At 38.8% G+C, this 15,335-nt stretch carries 12 protein-coding genes; 5 read left to right on the plus strand and 7 right to left on the minus strand.

Translation table 11 applies throughout. The annotated features are described in order from the left end of the window. Positions 1–34 precede the first annotated feature (34 nt). Positions 35–1,702 (minus strand): glycoside hydrolase family 19 protein, encoded by a 1,668-nt coding sequence (locus GNP81_RS07570; RefSeq protein WP_155658783.1) that lies wholly within the window; start codon positions 1,700–1,702, stop codon positions 35–37. Positions 1,703–1,982: 280 nt separating this feature from the next. On the opposite strand from GNP81_RS07570, the gene GNP81_RS07575 reads away from it, so the two are divergent. Next, on the plus strand, positions 1,983–2,597 hold the full coding sequence (locus GNP81_RS07575; RefSeq protein ID WP_155658784.1) for a fumarylacetoacetate hydrolase family protein: 615 nt from the start codon (positions 1,983–1,985) through the stop codon (positions 2,595–2,597). Between the two features lie 169 nt (positions 2,598–2,766). After that, positions 2,767–3,402, plus strand: coding sequence for a LysE family translocator (locus tag GNP81_RS07580; RefSeq protein WP_011261690.1), 636 nt, complete (start codon positions 2,767–2,769; stop codon positions 3,400–3,402). 45 nt (positions 3,403–3,447) lie between these two features. Here the strand turns inward: GNP81_RS07580 and GNP81_RS07585 are convergent, their stop codons facing one another. After that, positions 3,448–5,157 (minus strand): phospho-sugar mutase, encoded by a 1,710-nt coding sequence (locus GNP81_RS07585; protein WP_155658785.1) that lies wholly within the window; start codon positions 5,155–5,157, stop codon positions 3,448–3,450. A 248-nt stretch (positions 5,158–5,405) separates the two neighbouring features. Between GNP81_RS07585 and GNP81_RS07590 the strand changes: the two genes are divergently transcribed. After that, positions 5,406–6,401, plus strand: coding sequence for a 2-hydroxyacid dehydrogenase (locus GNP81_RS07590; RefSeq protein WP_011261688.1), 996 nt, complete (start codon positions 5,406–5,408; stop codon positions 6,399–6,401). Positions 6,402–6,451: 50 nt separating this feature from the next. On the opposite strand, the gene GNP81_RS07595 is transcribed toward GNP81_RS07590, so the two are convergent. The 4 genes from GNP81_RS07595 to topA all read right to left on the minus strand — a co-directional run bounded on the left by GNP81_RS07595 (position 6,452) and on the right by topA (position 12,494). Next, on the minus strand, positions 6,452–6,925 hold the full coding sequence (locus GNP81_RS07595) for a response regulator (protein ID WP_011261687.1): 474 nt from the start codon (positions 6,923–6,925) through the stop codon (positions 6,452–6,454). Further along, complete coding sequence (locus GNP81_RS07600; protein ID WP_155673503.1) at positions 6,912–8,252, minus strand: ATP-binding protein; 1,341 nt, start codon at positions 8,250–8,252, stop codon at positions 6,912–6,914. The genes GNP81_RS07595 and GNP81_RS07600 overlap by 14 nt, the downstream gene beginning before the upstream one ends. A gap of 3 nt (positions 8,253–8,255) precedes the next feature. Further along, entirely contained in the window at positions 8,256–9,674 is a 1,419-nt protein-coding gene (locus tag GNP81_RS07605) for an SLC13 family permease (protein WP_047863453.1), read from the minus strand. Between the two features lie 189 nt (positions 9,675–9,863). Then, the gene (gene topA / locus GNP81_RS07610; protein ID WP_005418793.1) at positions 9,864–12,494 is read right to left on the minus strand and encodes a type I DNA topoisomerase; all 2,631 of its coding nucleotides are present in this window, start codon (positions 12,492–12,494) and stop codon (positions 9,864–9,866) included. 434 nt (positions 12,495–12,928) lie between these two features. Here topA and GNP81_RS07615 point away from each other — a divergent pair, with 434 nt between their 5' ends. After that, entirely contained in the window at positions 12,929–13,174 is a 246-nt protein-coding gene (locus GNP81_RS07615) for a YciN family protein (RefSeq protein ID WP_005418790.1), read from the plus strand. 126 nt (positions 13,175–13,300) lie between these two features. Here the strand turns inward: GNP81_RS07615 and sohB are convergent, their stop codons facing one another. Further along, positions 13,301–14,362: a protease SohB gene (gene sohB, locus GNP81_RS07620; RefSeq protein WP_005418783.1), complete on the minus strand. Its 1,062-nt coding sequence runs from the start codon at positions 14,360–14,362 to the stop codon at positions 13,301–13,303. Between the two features lie 163 nt (positions 14,363–14,525). On the opposite strand from sohB, the gene GNP81_RS07625 reads away from it, so the two are divergent. Beyond that, positions 14,526–15,266, plus strand: coding sequence for a YciK family oxidoreductase (locus GNP81_RS07625; protein WP_336495426.1), 741 nt, complete (start codon positions 14,526–14,528; stop codon positions 15,264–15,266). Positions 15,267–15,335: the final 69 nt, after the last annotated feature.

Genomic DNA, 15,335 nt, shown 5'->3' on the forward strand with positions numbered 1-15,335 from the left:
AACATCTGGAAGGTGTTTACCTTTATTTAACTAATTAATCTACATCATTAATTACTTCAATATTCGGGAAGTTCGCTTCTACACATTTAGTATAATCGCGGAACTTAAATGCCGAATGAGGTGTTTGATAGCCTACTAACTGACATGCGTAAGCTTTACCATCTGGCGTTTCACTTGACCATCCCCAATCTTGCTCCCAGTAAATATTAACTGCTCCAGCGCCTGCAGCATCAAACTGCTTCATGCCTTTACAACCAAGTATTTCGGTATCTTCAATTGGCACACCTAGGTAATTTGCCATTTCTTTGTAATATTTAATACGATTTAACGATTGTGCTACTTCAACACTGCCGCCACACTCAACACCACCATTAATGATCTGAGTGGTTACACCAAACCCAGGAACTAAGCCGTTATTTAAATCGGCTTGGTTTGGTTGCCATGTTCCATCAATAACATGCAACATGCTTGGCTTTGGTGGTTGTGGATAAACAAAGAAAAAGACCGCTGAAGACAGATTTAACCACGTATCTGCCACCATTTCAGGATTATCTAACAGAGTTCGAACGGTACCAAACATCGCATCAGAAAATGGTCCGTAGTTGTAGTTATAACTTAACTGCTTCGCTCCACGGCCAAAGTATGATTTAAACTCGCCGTTATCAAACGTACCACATGGCCATGTTTGACCCTGCCATACGTCAGGATTACATTCACCGTTATAGCCACCACGCATTTCTTCAGTCCAGCCCATCTCACGAACATGAACTAAACCTTGACGCCACTCAGGCACTTCCCAATGAGCAGTGTGTCCACCGGTCTCTTGAGTAAAGTGAGCAAACATAGTTGCCAGTGACTTTTTACAGATAGCATCAGAGTCACGTCCATCTTCATAAGTACCACAGAAAGCTGGGAATTTACCCGTTGCCTGCAAGAAATGACGGTATGTATATTCAGGAGCACGCTTAGGGAATAAGAAATTCCATGTACTTTCAGAAACAATTTGCTCAATACGTTTTACGTTCTCAGGGTTTGATTCTGCACCAGGAATAATGCGTTCAACAGATTCATTATCTAATGTGGCAATGGATGCTTTTACATCATTCATTACATCAAAATTTGTTAATTCCGCTTCTTTAGCATCCAATGCAGATTGATTTACTTTATAGTCTCCGCCCGTTGGAGGAACTTCAGGATCAACTGGTGGAATTTCTGGGTCTACTGGTGGAATAAGATCATCTTCGGTAATTTTTTCCCAAGCGTCTACCCATGCAGTACCTGTTCCTGGAGCATAGGCCCAAGCGGCTCCTGAACACCAAGTAGCTGTAACGCCTGTTTTACAACGGTATAATTGATTTTCGTTTTGAACAACATCACCACCTTTGTATTTTTCACCCTCTTTATATTGAGGATAATCTCCTTCAGGTAATTCAACCTCAGGCTCTTCAGGATCAACAACGGGTGGCGGAGGCGTTACACCATCTCCTTCTGAGATAAGCTCCCAAGGTGTATCCCATGGATTTGCAGCAACATCAGCAGGACTTTGACCCGGATTTGCCCACCATTTAGCTTCATATATATCCCCATTAAATGATACTTGGCTACCAGCTTGATAGCTTTGCTCTTGGTTATATATTTCAGCAGCATTTACATAAGCAGAGGTCGCAAGCATAACTGCAATGCACAGACTATTTAGTTTCATAAAATTCCCTTATTTACTTATTATTAGATTTAGTCGGTAACCGACTGATCGGAATATAACAGGGAAATTTATTTTATTATCACAAATAAGACGACATAAAATAACGATTCGTGACCTTACTTCAGTTATTTTTATTATTTAAATGATATTGACCGTTGCATGACAGTATTTTCTAATTTTTAGCTAAATGTCGAATTTTTAATAAATACTAATAAAATTAAACGTAATTGAAATAATTTCACGATACAATTTCGAATTATTTTTGTGCTAAGGAAAAGCAATGAATACCATTCGTTTTGGAGAGCAGCTGATCACCCCAACTAAGTTGCTGTGTATCGGTCGCAATTATATTGATCATATTAGTGAACTTAATAATTCGATTCCTGATCAAATGGTGGTATTTAATAAACCCAATTCCTGCATCACTTCTACTTTAAGTTCATTCCATCAAGAACGCTTACATTATGAAGCTGAAATTTGTTTCCTAATTAAAGATGAACAATTACATGCAGTGGCCATTGGGCTCGATTTAACCAAACGTGACTTACAAGCTGAACTTAAAAGTAAAGGATTACCTTGGGAACGAGCAAAAGCATTTAATGGTTCTGCTATCTTCAGCCGTTTTATCCCTATTGATAACCTTAATATCGATGCACTCCAAATCGAATTATTTATTAATAGTATGCGAGTTCAATGTGGCAGCGTAAGCCAAATGATTTATTCTCCTGAAACGATTTTAAATGACTTAAAAAGTTATACCCAATTATGTGATGGTGATGTCGTTATGACAGGCACCCCACAAGGTGTAGGCGAAATACACATGGGGGATATCTTTCTTGCTCGATTAAAATTAGATGGAAAAACACTAATAGAGACTGAATGGGTTGCAAGGTAACGTATTTAATTAAATACAATTAACAATCAATAACACAACCGTATATTAACAATATTATTTATAATATTTAATATGCTGATTTTTTATTCTATTTTGAATCTTTAAGAATGGAAATCTGGATTACTCTACTATAAAATCCGCCCTCTTATTTATAATTTAAAATAAAATAATGATTGATATTACTATTCTTCCAGTTTATTTGACTGCTGTTATTGCCCTCTTATTACTTCCAGGTCCAGATATGCTACTTATTGCAAGTTCAAGCATGAGCTATGGACGAAAAGTAGGATTATTTGCAAGCTTAGGGAATGCAACGTCAGGCATTATTTTGACGTTATTAGCAGCTCTTGGTGTATCAGCTCTTATCGCAATGAGCCCTCTTGCATTAAAAGCATTACACCTTCTTGGTGGTATGTACTTACTAAAAATGGGATGGGATTGCATCCGAGCAGAAGCAGATGAAGCACCTGAATTAACTGATGGTTCTAAAATGGCGACTACCTTTTATCAACGAGCATTAGTAAGTAATCTATTAAACCCAAAAGCACTTGTTTTCTTTGTAATGTTTTTACCTCAATTTGTTTCAACAAACATTACAGCAACATCTGGAGAGCAGATGCTCGCTCTTGGCCTATTACTAAATGTGCTTGGTTTACTGTTTAATTTACTGCTTGTTGCATTGGTTGGCACTCTTGGTAAATCATTACTTAATAACGTTAAGTTTAGAACGTACCAACATAAGTTTATGGGCGGAATATTCATCATTCTGGCCGTATGGATGTTAAGTGCTTTTGTCACCGCATAAAAAAACGGCGAGGTTCTATCCTCGCCGTTTTTATTTCATCTCACATTAAAATGTTAAGCTTTTTTGATGCTCGGCGATAAGATTATCCATCGCGGCTTGAGCTTGCACTTGTTTGTCAAAATAATCCTCACCTTCAGAGATATCTGCCACTACTTCGTAATAACACTTCAACTTAGGCTCTGTTCCTGATGGACGAACGATAATTCGAGCTCCATTCTCAAGATGATAAATAAGTACATCACTCGCAGGTAAATCGATCGATTCTGTTGCCCCATTAGGTAAGTAACGTAACGATGCTTTTAAATCTTCGACAACATCTATCTTCACACCTGCAATGTGTGTGGGTTGATTTGCACGCAAGTGTTCACCTATTGCTGGAGAGCTAGGGTCAAGAGCAATACTGCGTTGTGCATTAATATGAATGCCATGCTGACGATAAATGCTTTCTAATTGATCCCATACACACTTACCTTTCGTCGCCAATTCCGCCGTTAATTGTGCAAAGGCAACTAAAGCAGATAAACCATCTTTATCCCAAACTTGACTCCCAATGGTATAACCAAGTGCTTCTTCGTAAGCGAATAAAAATTGTTTTTCATTCGTCTCTTTTTGCATAGCGACATTCGTTAACCATTTAAAACCCGTTAATGTTTGGAAATATTCAGCTCCCATCGACTCTGCAATTTTTTTAAGTAACGTTGATGACACAATCGTATTACCAACCAGTTTCCCGCTTGCTTCTGTATGCGTTAGTAAATAATGTCCAAATAAAGTACCTACTTGGTCACCAGTTAGCATTTTATATCCACCATCAGGTTTTCTTGCAGCAAGTGCAAATCGGTCTGCATCAGGGTCATTGGCACAAGCAATATCAGCATTAGCAGAAGCGGCTAATGCTTCCACCATGTCCATTGCGCCAGCCTCTTCAGGATTGGGGAAGTTTACTGTTGGAAAATTACCATCAGGCTCTCTTTGCTCTGCCACACTAAATACATGGTTAAAGCCTGCATCACGTAATAGCGTTTCGGCCATATCAGCACCCACGCCATGCATCGCGGTATAAGCAATAGTTATACTTGATGGATCAGTATGATTAGAAAGCAATTTATTGCTGTTCATTGTATTTCGATAAGTTTGGTAGTAATCATCTTCTAACCAAACTAGTAGCCCTTTTTCTTCGGCTTCATCTAACGGCATCATTACAATCGATTTTGTTGCTGCAATATCGATAGTTTGCGCAATACCAGAATCATGTGGTGGAATAATCTGCGCCCCATTTTCCCAGTACACTTTAAAGCCATTGTATTCTGGTGGGTTATGACTTGCTGTAACAACCACAGCACCAGCCGCATTGAAATGTTTAATACCAAAAGCAACGATCGGTGTTGCTGCTACTTTTGATGTTAAAAATACCTTAATACCAAGCGCTGTTAAAACACTCGCGGTATCATGTGCAAACTGCTTTGAATCATTTCTTCCATCGTAACCAACAACCACACCACGTTGCTTAGCATCTTTCACTTGGTCAATAAGGTAATGTCCCAACCCAGTAGCGGTTTCTTGAATCACTAAACGATTCATTCTATTTGGCCCTGCGCCGACTTTACCTCGTAAACCAGCCGTACCAAATTGTAAACGTGAATGAAAACGCTCTTCTAGTTCTTGTGTATTATGACTATCAACCAAACACTGAAGCTCTTCACGAGTTTTAGGATCAGGATCTCGCATAAGCCACTCTGTTACTTTTTGCATCATAATATCAACCTCTTAAGCATTATCTTTCCATTGATTCTAAATGATAAACATTATCAATTACTAGAACGCAATCGCTAAACTCTCATAAAAAACCAGTACTGAACAAATTATAGCGTTTATACGTATCTTTATATTAAGTTTAATTAAAAACCTTTTTTATCCCATTCTGTCTTGAGAATTCTTAAGACTAAATGGTAGAGTGGAAACAGTGAAATTAAATATAACCTGTTTATTTGTAAGGATATTATATGAAAATCGCAATGTTCAGCACCAAATCTTATGATGAAACATCTTTCAATAGTATCAATCAAAACTATCAGTTTGAATGTCAGTTTTTCAATTTTCAGTTAACTGAAAGCACAGCTCCTATTGCCAATGGAGCTGATGTTGTCTGTGCATTTGTGAATGACGACTTGTCAGCACCAGTACTAGAAATACTAGCCAAGCAAGGAACAAAACTTATCGCTATGCGATGTGCTGGTTTTGATCGTGTTGATCTTGAGGCTGCTAAGAAATTAGGAATGCAAGTAGTTCGTGTTCCTGCCTATTCTCCAGAGGCTATTGCTGAGCATGCCGTTGGTATGATGATGTGTTTAAACCGTCGCTTCCACAAAGCGTATCAACGTACTCGTGATGCTAACTTCTCTCTAGAAGGCCTTACTGGATTTAACTTTTTCGGTAAAACCGTTGGGGTGATTGGCTCAGGTAAAATTGGTCTAGCAACCATGCGTATTCTAAAAGGATTGGGAATGAATATATTGTGCTTTGACCCATACCCAAGCCAAGTCGCCATTGATATGGGTGTGAAATACACAACTCTTGACGAAATATTTTCTCAATCAGATGTGATCACTCTGCACTGTCCATTAACACCTGAGAATACCCATCTTCTAGATACAGATTCATTTTCTAAAATGAAAGATGGAGTAATGATCATTAACACAAGCCGTGGTGGATTGCTTAATTCAGCTAGTGCAATTGAGGCATTAAAAGCTGGGAAAATTGGCTCACTTGGTTTAGATGTTTACGATCACGAAAAAGAGCTTTTCTTCCAAGACAAATCAAATGATATTATTAAAGATGATGTTTTCCGTCGCTTATCTGCTTGCCACAACGTACTGTTCACAGGGCATCAAGCATTTCTAACTGAAGAAGCGCTAGACAATATTGCTTCAACAACACTAGGAAATATTGATGCTTTCTTAAAAGGTGAAGCATCGGGTAATGAACTCATTACCAATTAACTGACTTAAGCATCTCCTACTCACTGTAGTGAGATGCTTAAATTACTTACCTATCGTAATCTATCTAGTACGACTTGTTGATCTAAATGTTCTTGATAATCCGTATATTCCAACCCTTTATCAAAAATGTATTCAGTGATAAGTCTTGTAGCTAGTGCCAGCAATTCACTCGCATTCCACGGTTTTTCAATATAACTTTCAATACGTGCTCGATTAATCGCAGTAATAGTATCTTGATGAGTCGCTTGCCCAGTTAATAGTACTTTTTTGGTTCTCAAAAAACGGTAGTCATGAGATACATCCGTTAATAACTCAACACCATTTTTACCCGGCATAATATGGTCAGAAATCACAAGAGCGATATAGCCGCCTTCACTATCTAATTCATCCAATAGATCTAATGCTTCATCCGCAGACTCGCACTCTTCAATATTCACCCAAGTTTTAAGTGGTGCCAAATCTTGTAAAACGGCACTCAGAACTTCTCTTTGGTCGTCCACACAAATCAGATTAAGTTTTTCCATGACTGTCCTCGACAGGTAGTTTAATTCTAAAAATGGTTTTCTCTTGGTTACTTTTCACCGCTATCGAACCACCATACCCACTGATAATTCGTTTAACTATAGCCAAACCAAGCCCTAAGCCAAACGAAAGCCCACCTTTTTTAGTGGTAAAGTTTGGTCTGAAAATTTTTCTTCTTGTCGCTTCATCAATCTCAGGGCCATTATTAGCAATCGTAACCAAAACAAATCGATTCGATACCCGAGTTGATATTTCAATTTCCGGTTCCTGTGTATGCTTCATGGCATCACTGGCATTCTTAATTATGTTTGCCCAAATTTGGACGAGCTCAGTAGCCGATGCTCTTACCATAGGTATTGCTGCAGGACTTAAATGAACCGATACTCGTCGTAAATCACTTTGCAATAACACAAGAGCTTTATTTATGCTGTCGTTAACGTCTAAGACTTCATCGGTATCAATATCAGTGCGTCCTAGTTGCTTAACGGAACGAACAATCCCAACCGAGTGCCTTGCAGCAAGACGCATATCGTGAAGGTCTCGTCCTATATTCCAATACCGCACCGCTTGCTCTGGGCTTTTTAACCAATACTTTGAAAGTTCTCCTTCAGGAACCGCACGAGCGAGTTCTCTTGCAGTATCTCTTTCAATACCATAAGTCACTTCCAATTCACGTCCGCGTTTTCTCACCTCCGCTGAACTGATGTTTTGTCCAAACATTAAACCTTGGTCAACAAAACTGCTCGCTTCGGGATGAATCTCTTCAAGTAGCTCTAAAATAATACTTTGAAGTCTTTCTGTTTTACTACTCAATACCCCAACAGCATTATTCAACTCATGAGCAATACCTGCGGCAAGTTGCCCTAACGTTGTCATTTGCTCTGCGGTATATAACTTTTGTAACGCTTTCTCTTTTTCTATAGATTCATGCATTGCTCGTCGCTGGCGACGTGAAAGCTCATTAACAATAATTGGAGTAAATTGCGCCGTTAAAGGACCATATCTATCCAAATCAATGGCCGTTGTTTTAGAGTCAATCCACCCTAATTCAGTTTCTGTTTTAGTAATGACCGTCGACGACGCTATCAATGTTTCAGAGAAAAAGCTGTGAACGCCAATGAATGCCCCTTCTCCTGCACTGAATACTTTGACTTGCGCTTCGCTATTTTCTTCTTGATAAAACCCTTCAAGTTCACCAGAGCAGACATAATACAAACGATCATTATCTTCTCCTTGCTCAAGTAGTGTTTCACCTGCAGGAAGCGTCACCCGACGCTCAGGTTGAGAAAAATACGCTCCAATTAATCGCTGTAATTTTTCTTGATTCATAAACTATCCAATATGACCTACTGAATGAAGAACCCACACCATAACAAAACTTAATAAAACCCCAACAATCCCTAGAATAACGCCGGTTTTCGCCATTTGGCTGCTTTCTACATTTCCTGTTGCGTGTGCTAACGCATTAGGTGGCGTACTGATAGGCAAAGACATACCTAAAGATGCAGCAAAAGTTACAATTAAGATTAGCGTAAGTTCGCCACCCAGCGGAGTTAACGAGCTCATTGAAGTACCAAGAGCTGCCATAATTGGCATTAATAAGTTTGCTGTTGCAGTGTGCGACATAAAGTTTGCCATTAATAAACACAAGAACGCAGCACCAAATAACACAACATAAGGAGAATAAGAGTCAAAAGGAATACTATGAACAACCAGTTTCGCTAAACCCGTTTTATCTAATGCAAGACCTAGGGCGATACCACCAGAAACTAGCCATAACACATCCCATGAGATCTTCTTAAGATCTTCTTTGTTTATGATCCCTGTAATAGAAAATATGGCTACAGGAATTAAAGCAACTGTATACGAATTCATGCCATGGCTTGATCCCATCAACCATAATAAAATCGTCCCTGCAAACGTGATATAAACCGTAATGGCTTTCGGCGTTTTTAAGAATTTACCCTTAATATTTAAGTTCATGGATGTTTGTTTAGCAGGATACAAATAGTTAATTAAAAACCATGCTAACGCCATCATCACAATAACAAATGGCACACCAAAGACCATCCATTCACCAAACGTAATTAAATTATCACCTACTAAATATTTAAGTGCGATTGCATTAGGAGGAGTACCAATTGGTGTACCAATACCACCAATGTTTGCTGCAATAGGAATACACAAGGCAAAAGCAACACGTCCTGGATCTTTAGGACCAAATACAGCAATAACAGGCGTTAAGATAGATAGCATCATCGCCGTTGTCGCCGTATTTGACATGAACATTGAGAAAATACCCGTGATCAGCATTAAGCCTAACATTACAAATTTAGGATCACTGCCAAACGGCTTTAGTAATACACGTGCTAAGTTAACGTCTAAACGATATTTCGTTGCCGCCATTGCGAGAAAGAAACCACCTAAAAACAGCATAATAATTGGGCTTGCAAACGTCGCCATAATGTCGCTGTAATTCAACAACTCACCAAATTGAGGTGAATCTTGGTTCATCTTAAATAAGAAAAAACCTTTATTTGATACCATTAATAATTCTAAAACGATGATCACAACCGAAGTGGCATAAATTGGGATCGGTTCAAATACCCAACATAGCGCTGCTAATAAAAATATAGCAATAACACGCTGTTGGATTATGGTCATGCCTTCAAATGGAAAGGCTGACAATGGCATCAATAAAATGATGAGAGGAATAATTGTTGGGATTAAATACTTCATGTATTGACGCATAACGTTTCCGACTTCCATAGAACAATAAATGTTGAATTCCATCGATTATCTACTTTTACTGCTATTCGGTATAACGTGTTAGATCAAAGATTATTTTGAAATAATTAAAAATATGACTATTTGTGACAAATATTACGTAAAAAAAGAGCCGCATTTCTGCAGCTCTTTCATTTGATATCTTATTATTGATTATTTTTCAGCTTTTGGCTTCTTACGCTTATCGGTAATAGCCCACTTTCCATCAATATATAAACCAGTCCAACCTGTTGGCTTGCCATCCACTTCTGAACGAACATAGTTCTCTTTTGTTTTACGACTAAAACGAACTACCGCAGGTTTACCATCAGGGTCATGTGTTGGCGCTTCTGTTAAGTATAAGAACTTAGGCGACAAACGATCCTTAAATCGAACTAACTCTTCCACTAATGGTGCACGTGTTTCACGTGATTTAGGGAAAGTGCTCGCAGCTAAGAATAGACCTGACGCACCATCACGCAATACAAAATAAGCATCTGATTTTTCACATACTAATTCTGGTAGATGTACAGGATCTTCTTTTGGTGGAGCAACTTCACCATTCTTTAAGATCTTACGAGTGTTTTTACATGTTTCACTCGTACAGTCCATGTATTTGCCAAAGCGACCGTTTTTCAGTTCCATATCAGAACCACACTTGTCACATTCAACAACAGGACCATCGTATCCTTTAAGTTGGAATTCACCCTTTTCGACCACATAACCTTCACAGTTCGGGTTATTACCACAAACATGAATCTTACGTTCTTGGTCAATTAGATAAGGATCCATCGCCGTTTCACACTTAGGACAACGTTTCTTCGCACGTAATGCTGCAGTTTCTACGTCTTCTTCAAGAACATTTACAATGCCCTCTTCACTTCCTAAGTTAATGGTTGTTTTACAACGCTCTTTTGGTGGCAATGCATAACCTGAACAACCAAGGAAAACACCTGTAGATGCAGTACGGATACCCATATTGCGACCACATGTTGGACATTTAATGTCTGTCTCAACGATGTTATTTGGTGACATACCGCCTTCAGATTCATCTAGCTCTGCTTTTGCAATGTCTGCAGTAAAATCTTGGAAGAATGTATTAAGCACATCTTTCCAATCTTTTTCGCCTTCTGCAATTCTATCTAGATTACCTTCCATGCGAGCAGTAAAGTCGTAATCCATTAAATCATCAAATGATTGATTTAGACGATCAGTTACGATTTCACCCATTTTTTCAGCGTAGAAACGACGGCTATCAATACGAACATAACCACGATCTTGAATCGTTGAGATAATCGATGCGTAAGTCGATGGACGACCAATGCCTTTTTTCTCAAGTTCTTTAACTAATGCCGCTTCTGTGAAACGAGCTGGTGGCTTAGTAAAGTGCTGCTTAGGATCCAGTTTTTCTAACTTTAGCTTATCGCCAAGTTGCACAGCAGGAAGCAGTTGATCTTCATTTTTACCCATTGGGCGCTGTACACGAGTCCAACCATCAAACTTCAGGATACGTCCTTTAGCTTTTAGTGTGAATTCGTCTGCTTTTACGCTCAATGTTGTTGAATCATATTGCGCAGGTGTCATTTGACAGGCTACGAATTGATTCCAAATTAAGTTGTACAGTTTATGCGCATCAGCTTCCATACCTTGTAGGTCGTCAGCTTTTACTTCTACGCTTGAAGGACGAATCGCTTCGTGGGCTTCTTGAGCACCTTCTTTGCTACCATAAACAATAGGAGCTGATGGTAAATAACTATCGCCATACTCAGAACCAATAAACTCACGTAACGCCTCTACAGCTTCTTTACTTAAGTTAGTTGAGTCAGTACGCATATAAGTGATGTAACCGCCCTCATAGAGGCGCTGAGCTAACATCATCGTCTTTTTAACACCGTAACCTAGACGTGTACTTGCCGCCTGTTGCAGTGTTGATGTAATAAATGGTGCAGATGGCTTACTTTTCGTTGGGCGATCTTCACGTTTACACACTTCGTATTCTGCATTTTGAAGAATGCTAACAGCCGCTTCTGTATCTGCTTGATTAAGCGGTTTGAATGCTGAACCGTTACGTTGTGCGACTTGCAGACGGAAGTTTTCTTTATCTGCTGTTAACGTGTCTGCGTGAATATCCCAAAATTCTTCAGGAATAAAAGCATTGATTTCACGCTCACGCTCTACCAATACTTTCACTGCTACCGATTGCACACGGCCAGCAGATAAACCACGAGCCACTTTCTTCCACAATAACGGAGACGCCATAAAGCCAACAACACGGTCTAAGAAACGACGAGCTTGTTGTGCATTTACACCAGGCATACTTAGTTCACCTGGAGTTTCGAATGCCTGTTGAATCGCATTTTTCGTGATTTCGTTAAAAACCACACGTTTGAAGCGTGAATCATCACCACCGATGATCTCGCGAAGGTGCCACGCAATAGCTTCCCCTTCACGGTCCAAATCGGTTGCGAGATAAACGGTATCTGCGCTTTCTGCTAATTTTTGTAGTTCTGCTACTACTTTTTCTTTACCCGGAAGGATTTGGTAGTTAGCTGCCCAATCGTTGTATGGGTCAATACCCATTTTATTAATTAGGTTCTTTTTATCTCTTTCTTTTTTAATTCGTGCTTTTTCTTCAACACTTAACCCTTTGGTCGACGCTGCTGCCTTTTTGCCAGTGCTTGTCGAACCCATAGGCAAATCACGTACGTGACCTACACTGGATTTTACGATGAAGTCTTTGCCAAGGTATTTATTGATGGTTTTCGCTTTGGCTGGTGACTCCACGATAACTAGAGATTTACCCATAATGTCTCACTAACGTCCTCGTGTTGAAATTTACTTAGCTGCCGACTTTCGTTTAGTCCACAGCTAAAATCTAATGTTTATCTATATATTACTATTGAGGGTGTATGGCATCACGTCAACCACTTTTTTTACAAACAGTGCTGAATGGTCGCGCTTTGGACAGTTGTTAATCAAATGTGATTATTCAACGAGCAAATCCATAACAGTGCGCATCTATTAGCATTTACTGAGTTTAAGCTCAAAAGCTTAGTTTAATATCTTGCACCTGCTCACAATAAAATGCCTTTTTGTGACTCTACTTATCTTTCAATGACTTTGGTAAGAAAAAGTGAATACAAGTAAACTATTATTTTGAATTGATATGCCACATTCGTTGTGATTTTCATTTTTTGAGCTTAGAATCCCTCTTTTATATAGCAAAAAATGAGTGACTTATGAGCGATAAAAAATCCATTTCTGAGGCTGATTTACTGTTAATTGCCAATCAAATCATTCAAGATCACGAAAACTACCTTGAAGGTATGCGTGCGACTAGCGTAGAAGAGAAAGATGAAGTTCTTGTGTTTAAAGGAGAATACTTCTTATCAGACCAAGGTCTTCCTACTGAAAAAACAACCGCTGTTTTCAATATGTTTAAATACCTTGCGCACCATTTATCAAAAGAGTTTACGGTTAAATAACTGCGACTTTTTTTGGTACAATGTAGACAATAAAAAAGGCTGAAATCTCAGCCTTTTTTGTCATATCTACCCTATTAATAACTGAACAGATATGGTCTAAATTAATGCGCTTTCTTGCATTAAAAATTAAACAATCGGTCGCTGACCTTTGCTAATTAAACGCATAAATACGTTCTCAGCAGACTGGCCTGCAATCCCCGCAATTTTATCGCTTAACTTTTTCTTTTGAACGTAATGAATAGCTAAAACTTCACGATTTTTACATGCTTTTGTTAAATAATCGTCCGACGTTTGAATCTCATCAATTAGACCTAACTCCAACGCTTGTTTACCGAACCAATGCTCGCCTGTTGCTACTTTTTCAAGATCTAGCTCTGAACGATGCTCACGAATAAAATCTTTAAATAAAACATGAGTTTCTTCCAACTCTAATTGGAATTTTTCACGTGCTTTATCGCTATTTTCACCAAACATTGTTAGGGTACGTTTGTATTCACCAGCGGTTAATTGCTCAAATTCAATATCATTTTTCTTCAATAATTTATTGAAATTTGGCAACTGAGCAACAACACCAATCGAACCAACGATTGCAAATGGTGCAGCAATGATCTTCTCACCAATACATGCCATCATATAGCCACCAGAAGCTGCAACTTTATCTACAGAGATCGTTAATGTAATGTTTGCATCACGTAAGCGATCAAGTTGAGATGAAGCAAGGCCATAACCATGAACCATACCACCACCACTTTCAAGGCGTAAAAGTACTTCATCACCTTCAATAGCAACCGCTAAAATAGCTGATACTTCTTCACGTAGCGCAGCAACTTCTTTCGCATCAATGCTGCCATTAAAGTCCAAAACGAACAAACGAGCATCACGCTTTAACTCAAGTTCACCCGCTTTTGCCGCTTGCTTGATTTCTTTCTGTTTTGCTTTTTCCGCTTCTTTGTCTGCTTTCTTTTCAGCCTTTGTACGAGCTTTTAATTCTGCATCATCAAATAAGTGATGCTCTAATTCAACGACAGTGTCCTTATACTGTTCAGTTAAATTAGTTACCTCTAATTCACCTTTTGCACCAGCAGATTTCCCACCAACCGCTTTAGCTGCAATTAGAATGGCAATAATAGAAACAACAACAGTTGCGATCTTTGCTAAAAAGAGACCGTAATCAAACAAAAATTCCAATGTAATACCCTCTTAAGTATGTTTCGTGTATTGTACTCGACTTAACTCGAAGTTAGTTCACATTATGATAATAAATCGCACTAAACGCGCATTTTTACATCAACTTACAACACTAATTTGTAAAAATTTCTCAATGTGAACGTTGAAATACAAGGATTACAGAGTGGATTATCAGGTTTCTTCTGACGCATTAAAAAATAAAGTTATTTTAGTTACTGGTGCTGGTGATGGTATTGGTAAACAAGCCGCCTTACATTATGCTCAACATGGCGCTACCGTTATTTTATTAGGGCGCACTGTCACTAAATTAGAAGCGGTCTATGATGAGATTGAAGCCGCAGGTTACCCAACACCTGCAATTGTTCCTTTAGATTTAAAAGGAGCTACCAAACAGCACTACGTTGACATGGCTGAAACTATTCAAAGCCAATTTGGACAGCTAGATGGTCTTCTTCATAACGCTGGTTTATTAGGTATGCTTAGTCCCTTCGAACAATTTGAAGAATCCATTTTTGATGAAGTCATGCAGATCAATGTCAAAGCTCAATTTTTGATGACACAAGCCCTACTTCCTGTTCTACAACAATCTGATGATGCCCGAATCATCTTTACCACTTCAACAGTTGGACATCAAGGGCGAGCATTTTGGGGAGCCTACGCTATCTCAAAATTTGCTACAGAAGGCATGATGCAAACATTAGCGCATGAAATGGAAAGCACCAAGGTAAAAGTAAATGCTATTAACCCTGGAGGTACTCATACTCGTATGCGAGCTCAAGCCTTCCCTGCTGAAGACATTAGTTTACTTAAAACACCAAAAGACATTATGCCTCTTTATGTATATTTAATGGCACCAGAAGGCGTTAACGTACACAGTCAATGTATTGATGCTCAGGCAAAATAAATTTTTAAAGAAACGAACAAAAAAGGGTTGCTACCTTACGGTGCAACCCTTTAATTATTCATCTAAGTG

Origin of the sequence: Aliivibrio fischeri (genome assembly GCF_009727955.1) — a bacterium.
GTDB lineage: Bacteria > Pseudomonadota > Gammaproteobacteria > Enterobacterales > Vibrionaceae > Aliivibrio > Aliivibrio fischeri_A.